This window comes from Xanthomonas sp. 3058 (assembly GCF_014199765.1).
Taxonomy (GTDB): Bacteria; Pseudomonadota; Gammaproteobacteria; order Xanthomonadales; family Xanthomonadaceae; genus Xanthomonas; species Xanthomonas campestris_B.
Genome location: NZ_JACHOF010000023.1, coordinates 44,165 through 64,383, shown reverse-complemented (window position 1 = coordinate 64,383; position 20,219 = coordinate 44,165). Strand labels below are relative to the sequence as shown.

The 20,219-nt window shown below is 62.8% G+C and carries 16 protein-coding genes and 2 pseudogenes; 4 read left to right on the top strand and 14 right to left on the bottom strand.

What is annotated here, in order from left to right; genetic code table 11:
* Positions 1-120: 120 nt before the first annotated feature.
* From GGR61_RS18830 to GGR61_RS21280, 9 genes and pseudogenes are all read right to left on the bottom strand, one after another.
* Complete coding sequence (locus GGR61_RS18830; protein WP_184623282.1) at positions 121-2,391, bottom strand: phage/plasmid primase, P4 family; 2,271 nt, start codon at positions 2,389-2,391, stop codon at positions 121-123.
* A gap of 5 nt (positions 2,392-2,396) precedes the next feature.
* Positions 2,397-2,678, bottom strand: a complete 282-nt coding sequence (locus GGR61_RS18825; protein ID WP_184623280.1) for a hypothetical protein — start codon at positions 2,676-2,678, stop codon at positions 2,397-2,399.
* On the bottom strand, positions 2,659-2,967 hold the full coding sequence (locus GGR61_RS18820; RefSeq protein ID WP_184623278.1) for a hypothetical protein: 309 nt from the start codon (positions 2,965-2,967) through the stop codon (positions 2,659-2,661). Before GGR61_RS18820 ends, GGR61_RS18825 begins: the two co-directional genes overlap by 20 nt.
* Entirely contained in the window at positions 2,964-3,173 is a 210-nt protein-coding gene (locus tag GGR61_RS18815) for an AlpA family phage regulatory protein (protein WP_184623276.1), read from the bottom strand. Before GGR61_RS18815 ends, GGR61_RS18820 begins: the two co-directional genes overlap by 4 nt.
* A gap of 73 nt (positions 3,174-3,246) precedes the next feature.
* Positions 3,247-3,690, bottom strand: coding sequence for a hypothetical protein (locus GGR61_RS18810; RefSeq protein WP_184623274.1), 444 nt, complete (start codon positions 3,688-3,690; stop codon positions 3,247-3,249).
* Positions 3,681-4,850 (bottom strand): site-specific integrase, encoded by a 1,170-nt coding sequence (locus tag GGR61_RS18805; protein WP_184623272.1) that lies wholly within the window; start codon positions 4,848-4,850, stop codon positions 3,681-3,683. Before GGR61_RS18805 ends, GGR61_RS18810 begins: the two co-directional genes overlap by 10 nt.
* A 421-nt stretch (positions 4,851-5,271) precedes the next feature.
* Positions 5,272-7,383, bottom strand: a complete 2,112-nt coding sequence (locus tag GGR61_RS18800) for a methyl-accepting chemotaxis protein (RefSeq protein ID WP_184623270.1) — start codon at positions 7,381-7,383, stop codon at positions 5,272-5,274.
* 510 nt (positions 7,384-7,893) lie between these two features.
* Positions 7,894-8,572, bottom strand: a pseudogene (locus GGR61_RS18795) (FAD-dependent monooxygenase); the annotation flags it as partial.
* Positions 8,573-8,578: 6 nt separating this feature from the next.
* Positions 8,579-8,755 (bottom strand): annotated as a pseudogene (locus GGR61_RS21280) (MarR family transcriptional regulator); the annotation flags it as partial.
* On the opposite strand from GGR61_RS21280, the gene GGR61_RS18790 reads away from it, so the two are divergent.
* Complete coding sequence (locus GGR61_RS18790) at positions 8,741-8,932, top strand: hypothetical protein (RefSeq protein ID WP_184623286.1); 192 nt, start codon at positions 8,741-8,743, stop codon at positions 8,930-8,932. The pseudogene GGR61_RS21280 and the gene GGR61_RS18790 sit on opposite strands and share 15 nt — an antisense overlap.
* 267 nt (positions 8,933-9,199) lie before the next feature.
* Positions 9,200-12,058 carry a PAS domain-containing protein gene (locus tag GGR61_RS18785; RefSeq protein ID WP_184623269.1) on the top strand — a complete coding sequence of 953 codons (2,859 nt, stop codon included), beginning with the start codon at positions 9,200-9,202 and terminating at the stop codon, positions 12,056-12,058.
* Between the two features lie 72 nt (positions 12,059-12,130).
* Here GGR61_RS18785 and GGR61_RS18780 read toward each other — a convergent pair whose 3' ends face one another.
* Positions 12,131-12,442, bottom strand: coding sequence for a response regulator (locus GGR61_RS18780; RefSeq protein ID WP_260288733.1), 312 nt, complete (start codon positions 12,440-12,442; stop codon positions 12,131-12,133).
* Positions 12,443-12,771: 329 nt separating this feature from the next.
* Here GGR61_RS18780 and GGR61_RS18775 point away from each other — a divergent pair, with 329 nt between their 5' ends.
* The gene (locus tag GGR61_RS18775) at positions 12,772-14,286 is read left to right on the top strand and encodes an ATPase domain-containing protein (RefSeq protein ID WP_184409025.1); all 1,515 of its coding nucleotides are present in this window, start codon (positions 12,772-12,774) and stop codon (positions 14,284-14,286) included.
* A complete protein-coding gene (locus GGR61_RS18770) occupies positions 14,273-16,345 on the top strand; it encodes a PAS domain-containing protein (RefSeq protein ID WP_184623267.1) in 2,073 nt (690 codons plus the stop codon). Before GGR61_RS18775 ends, GGR61_RS18770 begins: the two co-directional genes overlap by 14 nt.
* Positions 16,346-16,440: 95 nt before the next feature.
* Here the strand turns inward: GGR61_RS18770 and GGR61_RS18765 are convergent, their stop codons facing one another.
* From GGR61_RS18765 to GGR61_RS18750, 4 genes are read right to left on the bottom strand one after another with little or no spacing between them, the layout of a single operon-like run.
* Positions 16,441-17,157: a C-type cytochrome biogenesis protein gene (locus GGR61_RS18765; RefSeq protein WP_184623265.1), complete on the bottom strand. Its 717-nt coding sequence runs from the start codon at positions 17,155-17,157 to the stop codon at positions 16,441-16,443.
* Positions 17,151-17,633, bottom strand: coding sequence for a cytochrome c-type biogenesis protein (locus GGR61_RS18760; protein WP_184623263.1), 483 nt, complete (start codon positions 17,631-17,633; stop codon positions 17,151-17,153). Before GGR61_RS18760 ends, GGR61_RS18765 begins: the two co-directional genes overlap by 7 nt.
* Positions 17,633-18,175, bottom strand: a complete 543-nt coding sequence (locus GGR61_RS18755; protein WP_184409029.1) for a DsbE family thiol:disulfide interchange protein — start codon at positions 18,173-18,175, stop codon at positions 17,633-17,635. The genes GGR61_RS18760 and GGR61_RS18755 overlap by 1 nt, the downstream gene beginning before the upstream one ends.
* Positions 18,172-20,160: a heme lyase CcmF/NrfE family subunit gene (locus tag GGR61_RS18750; RefSeq protein ID WP_184623261.1), complete on the bottom strand. Its 1,989-nt coding sequence runs from the start codon at positions 20,158-20,160 to the stop codon at positions 18,172-18,174. The genes GGR61_RS18755 and GGR61_RS18750 overlap by 4 nt, the downstream gene beginning before the upstream one ends.
* Positions 20,161-20,219: the final 59 nt, after the last annotated feature.

Below are 20,219 nucleotides of genomic sequence, written 5' to 3'. Positions count from 1 at the left end.
CCTCAGCGTCACCGAACGTCAGTTGCATGGATCACTCCTCAACATCAGGCGGGTAGTGTCGCGTATCTGTGGTGCGTTGTTCAGAGGTTCCCTAATGGTGCAAGTGGCGCAAGTGGCACATCAAGCCCCCGCGTGGATAATTTTCAGGCCGCGCCAAAATCTAGCCCCCGCTGTTCCCTTGATTGACTGGAAATTCTCAGGCCGTTCCGCCAACCGCTGCCCCAGTGTTCTCTGTGACAAGGCATGCTCTCCCGCTTCCGTGCACCATGCCTTGTACGCCGAATACAGGAACGCTGCTGGCACGGCGGAAATTCCATCGATCACACACCGCTCATCAATGAACGTGCCGACGTGATCACTGTCCGTGCGGTATTCGCTGGTCGCCAACGCCACATCCGCAGGTTCAACGAAACCATGCGCGTGGTAATCCGCCCAGCCATCCAGGCACCAGTTCAAGATTCCCGGAAGCTCGCCAAGCAACTTTTCAGGCAGACTCGCATCGCGCTCATTGGCAGGGATCGTCTGCGTGAAAGGGACCAACTTTAATCGCCGCCAAATGCCATCATCGTTGCCACGGATGCGCGGCCGGTGATTGGTTTGTAGGAAAAGCAGATGCGTGGGAACGAACTCGAAAAAGTCGCCACGCATCAATCGCGCTGTCAGCTTGTCTCCACCTGTGAGCTGCTTTACCAGATCCTCGTTCAACCGCGCCCCTTCGCCGGTTTCGCTGGCGACCACAAGGCGCTTGCCATGTAGTGAGGCAACGCCCGTTGGATGCTGCTGCAGAGGGTTTGCAATCAGCAAGCCCGGCGCAGCCACGCCGGCATAGTCGCCCATGAGCGCTTGCAGTGCGCCCAGGAACGTAGATTTGCCGTTCGCTCCTGAGCCGAAGGCGATAGGTAGAATGTGCTGCGTGCGAACACCGCTCAGCATGTAGCCGGCCAGCTGTCGCAGATAGCGCACCATTTCCGGACGCGCACCCATGATGCGATGAACGAACCCGTCCCACAGCGGTGAACGCGCATCCGCGTGGAAATCCACGCTCGCCACCTTGGTCAGTAGGTCGTCGCGCGCATGCTCACGGAACACACCGCTGGCAAGGTTATAGACGCCGTTACGAAGGCCGATCAGTAACGGCTTTGCGTCTATGGCCTCAGCTGGCTGGGAAAAGTACGGCTCGGCCAGTGCCAGCGTGTTATTTATCGTGGCGCGGTTCTCGCTGACACGCGCCCACGCATAGCGCGCTTTCTGCACCTTCTCCCGGCGTTCGCGTTCTTGCTTGTCGCCCACTGCTTCCGCCACCCATGCGTTCAGTGCATCGGCCTCGGCGCGAATAACCGCGCCCAGCTTGTACGAGAATAGCGCCACAACGTGATCGTCCTGCACCCAGGGACCGGCATCCCACGCGTGCCAGCCCAAGCCTTGCACGAACATCAAGCGATCATCGGCCAACTGGCACAGGCGCTGCGCGTTACCTAACTCGCTGACCGGATCGTGTTGCGAGTCGGACTGGAACACCAACTGCGTGGCGGGCTTCTCTACGTACACGCGCTCCTGCAATGCGCATGCCTTGGCGATGGTGCCGCTCAGGTAACTATGGTGATCGTCCCACTTGGCGCGCCTCAGACCACTGCGACGCATCATGCGCTCGATGCGTGGTGCATCGCAGCCGGTCCAGAATGCAAGGTGCTGCGCGAGCGCGGCGTCATGCTCACTGTTTTGATCGGTTGTCCCCTCCCAGAGCGCACGCAGCGTTGCACGCGTTCCGAACGCAGCGGCTGCGGAAGGCTTGGCGCGCAGCATGCGTTCAATCAACACATCATCGTCTTCCGGGCCACGCCACTCTGCGCGGCGCGCCCCTGTGCCTGTACCGGGAAGAGTAGGTAGGCGGCGCGGCTGGAAGTGATCGGCCACAAGCTGCGCGAAGGCGACATCACATAATGTGTCAGCATTGCCCACCGCTTGGCCGCTCAGGCCGAAGGCGATGCCACGGGCTTGGGTGTACAGCTCGCCCACCGCGCTACGAGTGGAATGTCGTGGCACCGGGCCGGCAAGGCGACCAATGACGTGCAGTCCGGTGCAGCTGCTGGACACCTCAACGAACGCGCCAGGGAAGCGCGCACACAAGGCTTTGGCCTCGGCGGACCAATTATCACCTTCGCGCACATGATCGAGGTCCAACAGGAAGTAGCCGCACCCAGCATCGAAGCGGAAGCCCAGCGCGTGACCAGGCTGGAGCGTGATGACCGCCTGATCGTACGTCATATCGAACGAGTGAATTCCGTTCGATCCGACTGGCATCTTCTTGAACTTGGCGCCGTCTGGCGTGAGCGCAAAGTGGCCCCACGCCGGCAGGCTTCGCAGCCCACCAATCGCTTCATCGAATTTCATGGGGATTACCTCTTGCCGAGCGTCGCCAGCGTGATGGCCGCATCCAACGCTGCACGGCGCACTGCGGGATCGCGGTTCAGCTGCGAATCGACGTACAGGGCGCGGGCGTTGTAGGAATAAAGCGAGTCCAACAGTTTGCGGGATTGGGGATTGAGCCCGGCGCGGATAGATAGCACGCTATAAGCACGCACCCACTCTTCTTGAACCTTGTCCCAGTTGTATTTCTGGGCCAGGTGGAACAGGTGACTTTCCGGGATAAAGTTCAACTCATGCGGTTGCAGCTTCATGGGCAGCCCCCTTATTGCGCACATGGGCTTCGTGATAGGGGGCTAGCAGTAAGCCCATTGCGATAGTTATTTCTTGTTTCAGTGCAGGCTCGACGCGCTGGACGACCATCAATGCAACGGCGGCATGCATTGCAGCAGGCGGCACAAAAAAGTCGAGTTGCTCCAAACTCCCCTCAGCCGCTACCGCAAGGGCATGGATATAGCCGCGGAAATGCGCGCGCTCAGTGCGCTTGGGTTTGTGATCAGCTTCCATTGCATCGATCAGCTCGGAATGATCAAGGCCGCTCATGCCGCCACCTCATCCAGCCAGCGGCGCACGTCGCCCAACCGCCACGCGGTAATACCGGGGCTGACCTTGATTGGTGCAGGAAACTCCCCAGATTTCACGCGCGCCCACATGGTGGAACGGCCAAGAGGAATGATTGAGAGGACAGCGGGCTGGCGAATCAGTGCGCTGTCAGGCGCGGTATTAAAGTCGATGTTTTTGGATTTCATGGGACCGTCTCGGACTGTGGAGACGTATCTTTGACAGCTTCGGGATGCGGGTCGAAAAAATTCCCGCAAGAATTCAGCGCCCCTTCCTCGCACGCTCCAACTTATCGAGGGAAGCATCCCATTGCGAAACAATTTTCTCTCTAAGCGCGGCCCTAAACTTACCTCTCTCCAATCGGTTTAGCTTGGCATCTTCAATCACTACGCTAGCGATTTCTTTGGCCATAGCTGCGTAATGCGCATGATGTTCGTGCGACGAATCAGTGAGCGCTAGGGTCAAGTAGGCCAAAACTTCATCGGGCGTCTTCTTTGTTTTGCCGTTTTCATTTTTCTCCCGCCACACATGGCCTACATAAGCCCACCAAATCAGCTTTGCGGCAGCATCTGGTGCAACGTCGCGCTCATCCTCCAAATTGCCTGCCGTCATGAGTCGGTCGTAGTCTTCCGGCGCAATCATGTCAAAAAGCCCTGCGGCTGCATCGTTCCATCGTGGTGGGCGTCCGCGCTTCTTCACTGACATGCGAATTTCTCCCAATCCAGCATCATTTGGCGGCGCTTGTCGAACAGATCGCCACGCCGATATGCGGCTTCAACTTTGTTTCCAATTGTGTGCGCCAAGGCCATTTCCGCAACGTCGCGGGGATAGTCTGTGCGTTCGCTACACCAGTCGCGGAACGTGGAGCGGAAGCCGTGCGGTACGGCATCCACCTCCATGCGCTTCATCACGGCGGACAGCGACATGTCGGACAGTGCGCCGCCACGCACGCCGGGGAAGATATAGCTGCATCCGGCCATGCGGGGCAGGGCGGAAAGAATCTGTAAGGCGCGTGGCGATAGCGGGACGCGGTGTTCCTTTCCGGCCTTCATGCGCTCGCTGGGGATGATCCACGTATCGCCTTGAATTTCGTCCCACGCCGCGCCGCGTACCTCACCGGATCGCGTGGCGGTCAGAATTACGAACTCAAGGGCGCGTGCGCTGATCCCCTCGCGTTTTCGCAGCGTTGCCATGAACTCGGGCATGGCATCTATTGGGACGGCTGCGTGGTGCGTGGTCTTTTTCACCTTGCCGGGTTTCGGCAGAACCGCATCCAGATTTCCACGCCAGCGCGCCGGGTTATCACCTTTGCGGTAACCGCTTGCCGTTGCCCACGCCAGCACTGCTTCAATACGCATGCGCAGCCGGCTGGCGCTCTCCGTTTTGGTTGTCCAGATCGGCGACAACACGCCAACAACGTGTGGCAATTGCACCTGATCGACAGGCATGCCAGCCAGCGTGGGGAACGCGTAGGTCGCCAAAGTGCTGCGCCATTGGTCACCGTGTTTCGCCGACTTCCATTCGTGGCGCTTGGCTTCGATTGTCTGCTCTGCGCACCACTTGAATGTGGGCGTGGTCTTCAACTTGCCACGCGCAGCTTTGCGCTGCTCGATAGGGTCAATGCCTTCCTCGATCTTGCGGCGTGCCACGCGGGCGCGCTCACGCGCTTCTGCCAACGGAACGTCGGGCCAGCCACCCAGGCCCATGTCACGGCGGCGGTTGCCGACCATCACGCGCAGCACCCAGCTGCGTGCGCCGGTCGCGCTCACTCTCAAATACAGTCCCGTAGCACCGCCAGCGGCGTGTAAGCCGGATGGGAGTCGCGGCACCATCACTGCGGCCAATTCTTTTGTCTGTTTCGGCATCGTTCCATCATCCCGCCCTACCGCTTTCCAACTGGCCTGCCGGAATCAATTCCAACATCTATGCCAACGAGAGTGGGGGCGATTGGATGGTACTACACTGGACGCCATTGGACATGTGAAGTCTTAAATATCAACATGTTACGTTTTTCGCTGGATCGCATGGGATGCGGTTGGATATGGCGGATACTTTCACTCTCTCCGCCAGGTCTCGCAAACCCCCTGATTTATCAGGGGGTTTTGCTTTTCTGGGAGAGAAAAGGCAGGACGCAAATCGGGACACAACCCGATGCGAATTCCCCAGCATCTCATCGGCTCTCCCGCTGGGCGTTGGTCTTTCCGCCAGCGATGACCCAACCCCTAAAAACAGTCGCATCGTAACGTAGAGACTTGCCCGATATGGGCCCCTGTCATTCGATATCGATTACACCACCGCGACCTTGACCTTGAACACCTCAACAGCCCGCATAAGTTGGGTGGAGTGCTCTTCCAGCGAGTGTGCGGCGGTGCTCGCAGCTTCGACCAGGCTGACGTTTTGCTGGGTGGTTTCGTCCATTTGGGCGATGGTCTGGTTGACCTGTTCGATGCCGCTGGCTTGTTCCTGCGAGGCGGCCGAGATGTGGCCCATGATGTCGGTGACGTGCTGGACGCTGGTGACGACCTCGCCCATGGTGGTGCCGGCCTTGTGTACCAGCGCAGAGCCGTCGGCCACGCGTTGCACGGAGTCGTCGATCAGGCGTTTGATTTCTTTCGCGGCATCCGATGAGCGGTGCGAGAGCGTGCGCACTTCCGAGGCCACGACAGCGAAGCCGCGTCCTTGTTCGCCTGCGCGCGCGGCTTCCACAGCAGCGTTGAGGGCGAGGATGTTGGTCTGGAAGGCGATGCCGTCGATGACCGAAATGATGTCGGCAATGCGCCTGGACGCCGCTTCGATACCAGACATTTTTTCCACGACCTGGCCGACCACATCGCGACCTTCCGAGGCGATCGAAGCTGCGCCGAGTGCGAGTTGATTGGCGCGACCTGCATGCTCGGCGTTCTGTTTGACGGTGGACGTCAGGGCTTTCATCGACACTGCAGTGCGCTCCAGGCTGGCTGCCTGCAGTTCGCTGCGTCGCGCCAGTTCCTGGTTGCCTGTGGCGATATCTTCGGCGGCAAAGTCGATGCTGTTGGACGTGGTCTGGATATGCGTGACGATATCGGTGAGGCGGTGCACGGTGCTGTTGGCGTCGTCGCGCATGGAGGCAAAGACGCCGTGGAAGTTGCCGGACATGCGCACGGTCAAATCGCCATCGGCGACCGAGTGCAGCAAGTCGGAAAACTTGCTCAGGTTGCTGTCGGAGGTGCCCATCATGGTGTTGAGGTTTTCGACCATCAGGCGGAAGTCGTGCTCGAACTTTTCCGGCTGGCCGCGCAGCGCGAAGTTGCCGGCGCATGCCGCCTGGGTGAGTTGCTGGATCTGCACGTTGATGGCGCGCAGGTTCTGCTTGACCTGCTGCATGGTAGCGGTGATGGCGGCTTTTTCGCCGGGATACTGCTCGATTTCCGGTGCCAGATCGCCGATGGCATAGCTGCCCATGACCTCGGTGATGCGCAGCTGAGTCTGCACGTGCGCATGCACCAACGCATTGGTGTCCTGCACCATATGCGCATATTCGCCGGGAAACTGCTGCGCGTCGGTGCGGTAGCTGATCTCACCTGCGTCGTGACGGGCGGCCATGTGGCGTTGCGCGGAGATCACCTCTTGCAGGCGACGCTGCATCTGCTGCATGGCGCGCAGCAGTTGTCCGGATTCGTCCTTGCCGGTCGTGATGTCCTGGCTGCGCAAATCGCCGTCGTTGATGCGCTCTGCCAGGCGCAGCGATTGACGCAGCGGCAGCACCACGCTGCGTGTCAGCAACCATGCAATCGTCGCGCCCAGCAACAAAGCGATTACCGTGGAGATCACCATGAGCATCGCAAAGCCGCGTGCGCTGGCCATGGCATCTTTGGCCGCTTCGCCGTTCTTGGCTTCCTGCAAGTCGATAAAGGCGTTGATGCTGGCCAACCAGGCGATGAAGGCGGGACGTGCCTCCTGCAGCAGGCGTTGCTCTGCGTGCGGTTTGTCTGATGCATCGCGGAACGCGCGCACTTGCGCGATCAAGGGAATGGTGCGTTGCTCGATGGCCTTGATCTGCTGGAGAATGGCGTTCTCCTTCGGATCCGAAGACGCCGCGATCATGTCGTCCAGCGGCTGTGCAGAACGTGCGTAGTCCGCCGCCAGTTTGTCGATCGATTGCTCGGCGGCGCGGCGGTCTGCCGGGTCGTCCATCAGTACCACGTCGCGCAAGGCGATCGCGCGGTCGTGGACGCTGCCGCGGAAGTTGATGGCATAGCGTTGCTTGACGCTGTTGACCTGGTTGATGGCAGTGAGTTGCTGGTCGATGCTCTGTACGCGCTGAATACCGACGACGGTCAGCATCACCATCAGCACGATGATCGCGAGGAAGCCAAGCGCCAGGCGCTGACCGATGCGCAGATTCGAAAAGAAGGACATAGGGGTTCTATCGGTGATCCGACTAGCGGGAGAGCGGGAAATTCCCGGCGACAGCAGGGAGGCGAAGGCACTCGGGACACCAATGCGTCAGCGGCGCTAGCGCTGCTACGGACGTGTCTCGACGCGTTGGTTAGCGACCGCAACCGCGGGAAATGAAACGGTTGGGTTCGTTTGATTCAGGTGCGGTTGCTCTGGGTCCGGTGGTTGCACGCATCGCGCCACGATCAGGCGCGCCGCTGTATGTGTGGGTCTGCAACCCGCTGTCGGTGCGGATCTTCGACCGCCGTGCAATCGGACGTGCGCTGACGCGCGCGGTGCAATGCCGTCAGCCCGCCAGGCGAGGCGGCGTTTGCAGGTGAGTCAACGTGTCTGCGGGCAGCCGTGGAATCAGCAGGGCAGGGGCGCCCCAGCGTGGCAATGCCCTCTGCCGCAGGGCATTGCCGTCATCGCGTTTTGCCATCCGCAGCGAGGGCACTGGCGATTGTGCAGTGGTCGGTTTCGGTCGTCGCCCGACAGATTTGGTGCCTCGATCAACGGCGTCATCAGCGTTGCGGCGGAATTCCGTACGCTCGGCCGACTGGTGGATGTCAACGCGCCCTGCAGCAGCCGAATGCCAAGCCGGCCATGTGGGTTCATCAGTCGCTGCCCGATTCTCGGAGCGCCCTGGCCTTGTTCGACCATCGACCATCGACTGCATGGCGGCGGCGTAGGTGGCAAATGCGCTCCCCAGGGTGTCGTTGCAGGCGATCTCGTTTGCCAGGACATACCCGCCGGTAACCGCCAACGTGGTGCCGATACCGGCCAGCGGTGTCGCGCACCAGGCTGCATCGCCGGTCAGTGCCACACGCCCCTTGTGCCAGCGTTGCACGCGCACTTGCCGCAAGGCAGCGAAGTAAAAATCATCGGTACTGTTCATGCCATCCAGCACACGTGCCGCCTGCCAGCCGGCATCGGCGCAGCGCGCGTGCAGATAGGGTTTTTGTTGTTCGACGCTCCACTCCTGCTCGCCTTCGGGCTGTTTTTACAGACAGCGGATGGCGCGTGCGGTGCCGTGCCGATCCGGCCGTAACGAAATGCTGCGGCCGCCAGTGGCGTGATGCCAGCGCCACAGACGGTCGTCGTCGGGGGTGCGTGCAATGGTGAAGTAGGCGATGGTCAGATCCATCCACCGCGGGTCGTTTTCGCCGGGCAGGTGGCGTTGCAACATCGGGCCTTTCCAGGACAGCAGTATGATCGGGCCGATCAATGTCAACGAGACGCCATGCGGCGGCAGCTGTGCATCGACCAGCCGATTGAAGACCCGTGTCGCGTGATTGGCCAGGTAACCCGGTGCCACCGCGGCCAGGGGGATGAGTTCATGTCGATCCTGGATGTGCGCAACCGTGCAATACCTTGCGGCCATTGCGCGATTTTATCGGCGCCGCACGCGCACCGGGCGTCCTTGATCGTCCTGGTGCTGCGGTCAGGGCGGCAAGGCGTGGTCGTTGCCTTCCTGCAGGCTGCTGGCGCGGCGCCGCTGCTGGCCTGGACGCGTGTCGGCCGGGCTTGATGCCCATCGTCACAGCGGTCCTGTACCGTAAGATGGTGGGCCGGCGCGAGACTGCGCGCGCCTGCTGGATACCGTCTCCCCGGATGGGACGCGGCTGACGGCTAGCCGCTTTCGCAGGCGCTGGGCACGGGTGGTAACTGATCTCTTTCAATGGTTCGAAAAGATGCACGACTGGTTGATGGGTAATCTGGCCGCGATCTGCGCTGCATGCGCGCATGGCGATACGCGCCGGGAGTGCGGCAGGTTCGTTGCGCGGCAGCACGCCGCATGAGCACGGCGTTCCCGCATGGCGACAGCGCCATGGCGCAGGAGGTGCGTGCGTACGACTGGACATCCACGCCGTTGGGGCCTTGTGCGCAATGGCCATCGGCGCTGCGCAATGCGGTCAATCTGCTGCTCAGTTCGCCGGAAAGCATGTATGTGGTGTGGGGCGAGCAACTGATCTTCTTCTACAACGATGCTTACGCCCCGATCCTGGGGCCGCGGCAAGCGCAGGCCTTGGGCGCGCCGTTGCGCGAGCTGTGGGCCGATGCCTGGGAGGCGGTGCGTGCGCCGGTCGAGGACGCGTTTGCCGGGCGCGCGTCGCGCTTCGAGGAAGTGCCGATCGGCATGAACCGCTACGGTGCGCCGGAAGATACCTGGTGGACCTTCTCGTTCTCGCCGATCTACCTGGACGATGGCCGCGTAGGCGGCGCGTTCTGCGTCACCAACGAAGTGACCGATCGCAAGCTGGCGCAGAACCGCCTGGCCGATGAACATGAGCGGCTGATCCGGTTGTTCGAGCAGGCGCCGATGTTCATGGCCTTCCTGAGCGGGCCACAGCACCGGATCGAGTTCGCCAACCCGTGCTATTCGCGCCTGATCGGCCACCGTGACGTGATCGGACGTCCGCTGGCCGAAGCGCAGCCCGACGCGGTCGAACAAGGGCATTTGCAGCGCCTGGACGAGGTGTATCGCTCCGGGCGCGCGTATTCGGCCAATGCGCTGCCCTACAACGTGCAGTCGGTGCCGGGCGGGCCGATAGAGCGGCGTCTGCTGGATCTGGTCTATCAGCCGATTGCCGGCGCCGATGGCGCTGTCTCCGGCATCTTCGTGCAGGGCCTGGACATCACCGATCGCATCAGCCTGGAACGCGCCGTGCGCGAGGCCGAGGTGCGCAACCGGCAGATCCTCGACAGCGTGATGGACTACGCGATCATCGCCACGGATCTGCAGGGTCTGGTCACCACATGGAACGAGGGAGCGCAGCGCACTCTGGGCTGGAGCGAGGCCGAAATGCTCGGCCAATCGCTGGAGCGCACCTTTACCCCGGAAGACGTTGCACGCCGGCAGATCTTGATCGAGGCGGCTGCCGCGCTGGAAAGCGGCAGCGGCATGGACGAACGCTGGCATCTGCGCAAGTCCGGCGAGCGTTTCTGGGCCAACGGTTCGTTGATGGTGCTGCGCGACGAAACCGGCGCGGCGATCGGCTTCGTCAAGGTGCTGCGCGACCGAACCGCCGAGCGGCTGGCCAGCGAGGCGCTGCGCAAGAGCGAGCGGCGGCTCGATGCGCTGGTCCGTGCGGCGTCGCAATCGATCTTTTCGGCCAGCGCCGATTGGCGTGAGTTGCGCCAGTTGGTGGGCGATGGCGCACTGCGCGATGCGCTGCCGGCCACGCCTTACTGGCAGCAGGACAGGGTGCACCCGGACGATCGCGCGCGTCTGGCGCAGGCGATTGCCACCGCGATTGCCGACAAGACCGGCGTGGATATCGAATACCGCGTGCGCGGGCCCGCGCAGAGCGTCGGCTGGACCTTGATGCGCGCGATTCCGTTGCTCGATGAGCGCGAGCAGATCGTGGAGTGGTTCGGGACTGCGGCCGACATCACCGATAAGCGCATGGCCGAAGAACAGCTGCGCCAGCTCACCGAAACCCTGGAAGAGCGCGTGCGCGAACGCAGCGCCGCGCTGTTGCTGGCCGAAGAAAAGCTGCGCCAGAGCCAGAAGATGGAAGCGGTCGGGCAACTGACCGGTGGACTGGCGCACGATTTCAATAATCTGCTGACCGCGATCAGTGTCGGATTGGAACTGCTGCAGACGCGCATCGAACAAGGCAAGTACGACCGCCTGGAGCGCTACGTGGAGATGGCGCAATCCAGCGCGGCGCGTGCCACGGCACTGACCCAGCGCCTGCTGGCGTTCTCGCGTCGGCAGACATTGGCGCCGACCGCGCTGGACGTGGAATCGCTGGTGCGCGGCATGCACGACATCATCGCGCGCACGCTGGGTCCGTCGATCGTCTTGCAGCAGCGTTCGGCGGACGACCTGTGGAAGGTGCTGGTGGATGCGCCGCAGCTGGAAAACGCACTGCTCAACCTGTGCATCAACGCGCGCGATGCCATGCCGGATGGTGGCGAGCTCACCATCGGCATCCACAACCGTGCGCTGGATGACAGCGCTGCCCAGCAACTGGACATGCCGGCTGGCGACTACGTGTGCTTGAGCGTGCAGGACACCGGAACCGGCATGACCGCCGAGGTGATGGCCAAGGTGTTCGAGCCGTTCTTCACCACCAAGCCGATCGGGCAGGGCACCGGGCTGGGGTTGTCGATGATCTACGGGTTTACCCGGCAATCCGGTGGCCATGTACGGATCGATTCGGAAGTGGGCGTCGGGACCGTCATGGCGCTGTATCTGCCACGTTTCAGCGGTTTGCTCGCGCACGAGGATGTGCTGGCGACGGATGCGCAACCGCAGCGCTCGGTGGCGCGCAGCCGTACCGTGTTGCTGGTGGAAGATGAAACCCCGATTCGCGTGCTGATGTCCGAGGTGCTTACCGAAGCCGGCTACCGCGTTGTCGAGACTGCCGAAGGCAGCGCGGCGGTGGAGCGCCTGCGCTCGCATGAAGACATCGATGTGCTGGTGACAGATGTCGGTCTGACTGGCGGATTGAACGGGCGCCAGGTCGCCGATGCGGGCCGCCAGTATCGCCCCACATTGCCGGTGCTGTTCGTCACCGGCTATGCGGCGACCGCTGCGGTGGGCGCAGGGCAACTGGACACCGGCATGGAAGTGTTGACCAAGCCGTTTCTGGCGGCGGATCTGGAGCAGCGCGTGGCGCAACTACTGGAGCGTCAACCGCAATGATGGCGCTTTGTGGCAGCCGGCAAGCCTGATATCGCAACCGGCAGCCTGCAGAAATTGCTCAGTCGGGTTCGCCTACAGCGCCGTTTCTACGACGCCCAGCAGGTCGCGCAATGAGAATGGCTTGGTCAGCAGGCGCATACCGGTATCGAGAAAATCCGCGCGTTTGGCAATGGCGCCTGCGTAGCCGGTGATGAACACGATGGGCAACGCGGGGTACAGGCGGCGCGCGTTATCGGCCAGGTCGCGGCCATTCATGCCGGGCAGGCAGATATCCGATAACAGCAGGTCGAAGGGGCGCGCCGATGCCAGTTGTTCCATCGCCTGCTCGGCATCTCCCGAGGTGACCACCTGATACCCCTCGTCACCGAGGATATCGGCCGCCATTTCGCGGATTGCATCATCGTCTTCGACCAATAGAATGCGTGCGTTGCTTGTTACATCGTTCACTGCTGTCCTTGAGCACGCGCGACAACGCGACCTGCTTCAGTCGCAACGCTATCGGTGCCCATGTGATGGATGTGTGGGAGTCACAAAGCCGCCGGAGCGCAGTTGCGTGACCAGCCATACTGGCGCTCGCTATGGCCTGTCCGCTTTGAAAGAGCCCCAACGCCAGGCGCACCAAAGGGTGGTCTTGCGCATTGCGTCAAGCAAAACAAGCTGATCAGTTCAGCCCAGGGCGCCGGAGTATTACGTGCGCGTGATAACTTAACGTCATGGAAAATTCGACGCCTAAGATCGCAAATCGCATCACCACTGGGACCGAGGGGCTCGACACCATTCTGCGCGGTGGCCTGCCGCCGAATCGTCTGTACCTGCTTGAGGGCCAGCCAGGGTCGGGCAAGACCACGTTGGCGCTGCAGTTCCTGCTCGATGGCGTAGCCAACAACGAGAGCTGCCTGTACGTGACCTTGTCGGAAACCATCGACGAGCTCAACGAGGTCGCTGCCTCGCACAATTGGTCGCTGGAGGCGCTGAGCATTTTCGAGCTCGCTTCGGCCGAGGCATTTCTGGGCGACGGGCGTCAGCAATCCATTCTGCACCCGTGGGAAATGGAGCTCGATGGCACCGTCAAGCTGATCCAGGCCGAGATCGATCGGATCAAGCCGACGCGCGTGGTGTTCGATTCGCTGTCCGAGTTACGGCTGCTGGCGCAGGATGCGCTGCGCTATCGGCGGCAGGTGCTGGCGCTCAAGCAATTCTTTGCGCCACGCAATATCACCGTGTTTCTGGTCGATGATCTCACCGGCGAGAACGGGCAGCGCGACGCGCATCTGCACAGTCTGTGCCATGGGGTGATTTCGCTTGAGCGCATGACGCTGGACTTCGGTGCAGCGCGTCGGCGCATGCAGGTGCAGAAGCTGCGCGGTGTGAATTTCATCGCCGGTTATCACGATCTGACCATCACCACCGGCAGCATGCGGATCTATCCGCGCCTGATCGCGTCCGACCACCATGTGCCGTTTGTCGGCGACCCGGTGTCCAGCGGCGTGGAGCGCATCGATGCGTTGCTGCACGGAGGGCCGTTGCGTGGCACCAGCACGCTGCTGACCGGGCCGGCCGGCTCCGGAAAGACCAATGTGTCGCTGCAATACGTCAACGCTGCCTGCGAGCGCGGCGAGCATTGCTGCATCCTGGAGTTCGACGAGCGCACCGGTACGTTGCTGACGCGCGCGCAGAGCCTGGGCATGGATCTGCGCAAGCATCTGGACTCGGGCATGCTGGAACTGCATCAGATGGACCCGGCCGAGCTGACTCCCGGCGAGTTTGCCTGGGCAGTGCGGGCCAGCGTCGAGGAGCGCAACTGCCGCATCCTGGTGATCGATAGCCTCAACGGCTATCTGTCGTCGATGCCACAGGAAAAGCAGCTGATGCTGCAGATGCATGAGCTGCTGTCGTATCTCAACCAGAGCGGCGTCACCACGTTCTTGATCAATCCCCAGCATGGTCTGGTGGGCACGATGTCGACCGGCAATCTCAATATCTCCTACATGGCCGACACCGTCATCCTGTTCCGCTTCTTCGAGGCGCAAGGGCGGATTCGCAAGGCCTTGTCGGTGATCAAGAACCGGAGTGGCGCACACGAAGATTCGATCCGCGAATTGCGCATCGGCAGCGGTGGTATCCAGCTGAGCGAGCCGCTGGACAAGTTCCACGGCGTGCTGACCGGTACCCCGCATTTCGTCGGAGACATCGTGCCACTGCTGGATGGCCCACTTGACCACCTGTGAGCCGGACGGTTCCATCGTCCACATCATCGCGCCGTTCGGTCGTGATGCCGACAGCATTGCCGGTATCGTCGGTCAGCGAGGGCTGACGCGCCGGGTCTATGGCTCTCTGTCCGCGTTGGCAGAAGATCTGGTCGATACGTCCGGCATGGTGGTGTTGACCGAGGAGGCGATCAGCGGCGACCTGCATGCGTTGTCGCAGGTTCTGCAGCGGCAGGACGCATGGTCGGATATTCCGTTCGTGCTGCTGCGTGCGCCGCGCGGAACCCATACCGGGCGCCGCGCCGATGTTCCGCCGGAGATGACCAACGTCATCGAACTGGAGCGGCCGCTGAGTTCGGCCTCGTTGCTGAGCGCCATTTCCACTGCATTGCGCTCGCGGCAGAAGCAGTTGGTGATTCGCGACCAGATGATGCAACTTGCCGAGAGCAAGGCCGCATTGGCGTTGAGCGAAGCCGAACTGCGCCGGGTCACCGATGCGTTGCCGGTGCTGATCGCCTTCATCGACAAGAACCTGGTGTATCGCTTCGCCAACCGCTCGTACGAGGATTGGATCGGCATCCCGCCGGAGGACGTGATCGGGCGGCCGTTGGCGGAGGTGGTCGGCCCCGACGTGGTGACCGAACGCCGTGCCTGGATCGAAGCGGCATTGGCCGGGCAGTCGTTGACGATGGAAGCGAGCTGGCCGCATGCCGATGGACGTCGCCGCGATGCAGAGATCCGCTACATGCCGCGCTTGGATGCCCAAGGTCAGGTGGATGGCTTCCACGTGTTCGCCACCGATATCACCGCACGTGCGCTTGCGATGGAGTCGATCCAGCAGCAGGCCAGCCTGCTTGAGGTCAAGGTGGCCGAGCGCACGGTCGAGTTGCAGCAGCAGATGCAGGCGCGCGAATCCAGCGAAGCGGCGTTGCGTCAGGCGCAGAAGATGGAAGCGGTGGGCCAGCTCACCGGTGGCATTGCGCACGATTTCAACAACATGTTGACTGGCATTTTGTCGGCGCTGGATCTGGCGCGGTTGCGCATCGATCAAGGCCGCACCGAAGGGTTGGGACGCTTTCTGGACGTGGCCTCGGCCTCGGCGTTGCGAGCAGCAGCACTCACCCAGCGCCTGCTGGCATTTTCGCGCAGGCAATCGCTGGAAGCGCGGCATCTGCATTTGAACGACCTGGTGGTGTCGCTGCAGGAGTTGCTGATGCGCACCCTGGGCGAATCGGTACGCCTGGAGACGGATTTGTGCGCAGAGCTGCCGCAGGCCTATGTCGATGAAAACCAGCTGGAAAGCGCGCTGCTCAACCTGGCCATCAATGCCCGCGATGCGATGCCCGACGGCGGGCAGCTGCGCATCACCACCCGTCATCTGCTGGTGGACGCACAACCGCTCGAACTCGGCCGTGGAGTGACGCTGGCGCCGGGCAATTACGCGGTGGTGTCGGTTGCCGATACCGGTACCGGCATGCCGGTGGACGTGCTGGAGCGGGTGTTCGAGCCGTTCTACACCACCAAGCCGATCGGGCAGGGCACCGGTCTGGGCATGTCGATGATCTATGGCTTCATGCAGCAGTCCAACGGACAGGTCTGGGTGGAGTCGCAGATCGGCGTGGGTACCACGGTCAGCCTGTACCTGCCGGCGGGGGTGGACTCGCACACCACGTTGCCGCAGCCGCAGGCCGGTGCGGTGCTGGCCGGGCAAGGCCAGCAGGTGTTGGTGGTGGAAGACGACGAACAGGTGCGGCTGCTGGTGACCGAACTGCTCAACGAGCTGGGCTATCAGGCCGATGTGGTGGCCGACGCCGATGCGGCGCTGCCGATCCTGGCCTCATCGCGACAGATCGACCTGCTGGTGACCGACGTGGGCTTGCCGGGACTCAACGGGCGCCAGCTGGCGGAAATTGCGCGGCAGTCACGTCGCGATCTGCCGGTGATCTTTATGACCGGCTATGCGGAAACCGCGCGTGATCGCGGCGAATTTCTCGCCGAGGGCATGAGCATGATCGCCAAGCCCTTCACGCTGGGAGAATTCAGCGGCAAGTTGCAGGAAGTGCTGGGCCCGTCGGCCTGAGTTTGGTGCGCGTTCCATCGCGGCCTTGACGCAGGCGCCATTGTGGTGGGCTGGCGTCACGTGTCGTTGAACGCCGACCCAGCCTGCGGCTGCGATCAGGGCGCTGCGCGGCTGGACTGGCGCGCGCTTGCCAGCGATTCGGCCACGGCGATTTTTTCGGCCACCGCCCGTTGCATCGCGGAACCGTTGTCCAGCAAGCCATGCAGGTGGCGCCAGTGTTCGGTGGCAGCGCGGTAGTCCTGCTGCTGGAAGTCGCTGATGCCGAGCAGCCACAGGGCGCGTTGATGGTCCGGCTCGCGTGCGATCACCTGTTGCAGGCGCGCGCGCGATGCGGCGTCGATGGCAAAATCGCTGCGCGTGCCCATGTCTGCCGCGATCCAGCCGACGATGGCAGCGCTGTTGTCGGGGGCGAGATTGAGCGCTTGCGCATAGGCGTTGCGTGCGTCGGCAGCGCGGTTTTCCTGCTCGTGCGCCTTGGCCTGCTGCATCCAGGAATCCAGCGCCTGCCGTTGTGCCTGCTCGGCCGGATCAATGACCTGTGGTTGCGCGCTGGCTGCAGCAGGCGCATCCGGTGTCGCCTGCACTGTCTGTTGCGCTGGCGCAGCGTAGACGCGCGTTGTGATCGCGTCGGGCGTGCCGACCAGGTGGTACAGGCCGGCGGTGGCGATCGGCAAACCGAGCACCAGCACAATCGGCAGCGCATAGCGTGTGCCGCGATTGCGCGTTGGCCGGCGCAACAGCGGCACCAGCAACAACAGCAGTGCGATCACCAGCAGCGCCGCACTTATGCAGTAAAAACCCTTCATCACCACTCTTCCTCGGCTTGCGGCGCGACCGGAGTGCCGGCACGCGCACGTTTGCGCACGGTGTGCAGCACCACGCCTGCCCCCGCGCCCAGCATCAACAGCGGGCCGAACCACAGCAGCCAGGTGCCGCGCTTGACCGGCGGGTCGTATAGCACGAAGTCCGAATAGCGCTCGACCATGTACTGCTTGATCTGCGCATCGCTGTGGCCGGCCTGAATCTGTGCGAAGACCTGATGACGCAGATCGCGCGCCAGTTCGGCATTGGAGTCGGCCAGGTTCTCGTTCTGGCATACCAGGCAGCGCAGTTGTGCGGTCAGCCGCTGATAACGCGTTTCCTCGCTGCGGTTCTTGAACGGCAGCGGGTCCACTGCCTGCGCCGCCAGCGGTGGTGCAAGCAGCACGCCAAGCAGCAGCACCAGTAGCAGACGCAGTTGCCGGCCTTGCAAACGCCAGTGCCAGCACCGCGAGAGACAAGCCGGCATCACTGCGCGCCCTTGGGCAGCGCGGCGATGGCAGGCAGCAGTGCGTCGTTGATGACATCGGGTGTGAGCACGCCGATGTGTTTGTAACGGATCACGCCTTGCGCATCGATGAGAAACGTTTCCGGTGCGCCGTAGACGCCGAAATCGATCGCGGTCTGGCCAGCCTCGTCCGCTATCACCACGGCATACGGGTTGCCGTATTGCGCAAGCCACGCCGTGGCATCGGCGGGCGCGTCCTTGTAGTTGTAGCCGATCAGCGGCACACCGAGCCGGCTGGCCTGCGCCATCAACACCGGATGTTCGTGCACGCATTCGGCGCACCAGCTGCCGAACACGTTGAGTACGTAGGGCTTGCCCAACAGCTGATCGCGGCTGACACGTTGTTCGGGCTGGTCCAGCCGCGGCAGCGAAAACGCCGGCGCCGGCTTGCCGATCAACGGCGATGGCACATCGCGCGGGTTGTGCTGCATCGTCCAGTAGATGCCGAAACCGAACAGCGCCGCCAGCAACAAAAAGCCCAGCAAGGGCAGCAGACGGTTCATGCGTGGGATTCCTGCGCGCTGACGAGGGTGTCGTGTGCCGGCGATGTGGCCGCCTTGCCCGCGACGGCAGGCGCACGAAAACGGCGTGCGCAGGCGCTGACAAAGCCGCCCAGCATCATCAGCAGGCCGCCGGCCCAGATCCAGCGGATAAAGGGCTTGTAGTACAGCCGCAAGGTCCAGTCGTATTCGATGTGCTGGTCGTCCAACGGCTCTCCCAGTGCGACATAGAGATCGCGGCTGATGCCGGGGTCGATCGCCGATTCGGTCTGGATGCGCTCGCTGCTGTACAGGCGTTTTTGCGGATGCAGCAGCGCAACCACCTTGCCATCGCGACTGACCTGCACGCTGCCTTGTTCGGCCTTCCAGTTCGGCCCATCGATCAGTTGCACGCCATCGAAGCGGAAAGCGTAGCCGGCGATCTCTGCGCTCTCGCCTGGGGCCAGCCGCACGTCGCGTTCGACCGACAGGCTTTCAGAGACCAGCACGCCGGCAACGAACACCGCCACACCCGCATGCGCAAGCAACATGCCGGCCATTTCAGCGGGAAAACGCCGGCCGCGCGGCATTTCGCGCCAGCGCTTGTGCATGTACAACGCGGTGCCGGCGGCCACCCAGGCGGCGACGCCGATCCCGGCAAGCGCCCTGAGTTGACCATCGGCAAACAGGCTGCCGACCAAGGCGCACGCAATCGCCGCGATACCGGCGCGCGTGCCGAGTTCCTTCAGTGGCGCCGGCTCGGCCTTGCCCCAGCGCAGGTAGGGGCCAAAGGGGAGCAACAGCACCACTGGCAGCATCAGCAACGGGAACAGCAAGCCAAAGTAGGGCGGCCCGACCGAGACCTTGCCCAGGCCAAACGCGTCCGCAATCAGCGGGAACAAGGTGCCCAGCAACACCATCGCGGCGGCCACGGTGAGCAGCAGATTGCCGATCAAAATGCCCGTCTCGCGCGAGGCGGCGGCGAACGGTTTGCCGCTGGCGATCTTCGGTGCGCGCAAGGCGTACAGCAGCAACGAGCCGCCCACCACGGCCACCAGGAAAATGAGGATGTACAGCCCGCGTCGCGGGTCGGCGGCGAACGCATGCACCGAGGTGAGCACGCCCGAGCGCACCAGGAAGGTGCCCAGCAACGACAGCGAGAACGCCAGGATCGACAGCAAGATCGTCCACGCACGCAGGCTGCCGCGTTTTTCGGTGACCGCCTGGGTGTGGATCAAGGCGGTGCCGACCAGCCATGGCATGAAGCTGGCGTTTTCCACAGGGTCCCAGAACCACCAGCCACCCCAGCCCAATTCCGCGTACGCCCACCAGCTGCCGGCGACGATGCCGGCGGTGAGGCAGGCCCAGGCCACGTTGGTCCACGGCCGTGCCCAGCGCACCCAGGCCTGTTCCAGTTCGCCGCCCAGCAACGCCGCCACCGCAAACGCGAATGCGACCGAGAAGCCGACGTAGCCGGTGTACAGCACCGGCGGGTGGAAGGTCATGCCCGGATCCTGCAGCACCGGATTGAGTTCGTTGCCGTCCAGCGGAATCGGCGACAGCCGCCCGAACGGATTGGAGGTCAGCAGGATGAAGGCCAGAAAGCCCACCGACACCAGCCCCAGCACCGCCAGCACGCGCGCGGCGAACTGCTGCGGCAGATGCCGGCTGAAAGCGGCCAGCAACACCGTCCAGGTCGCAAGAATGGCGATCCACAGCAGCAACGAGCCTTCGTGCGCGCCCCACACCGCGGCGAAGCGGTAATACCAGGGCAGGGCGATATTGGCGTTGGCAGCGACATAGGCCACCGAAAAATCCAGCGACAGCAGCGACCAGGCGAGCAGGCCGAACGCCATCCACACGAATACCGCTTGACCGACCGCCGCAGGCCGCGCGATGCCCATCAACGCGGCATTGCCGCGCCAGGCGCCGACCAGTGGCAACACGCCCTGCGCCAGCGACAGCAGTAATGCCAGGATCAGTGCGATCTGGCCGAGTTCAGGCGTCATAGGCGAATCGCATCGTGCAACGAAGAAATATCATCGAGTGATTGAAAGCCGTGCGCGCA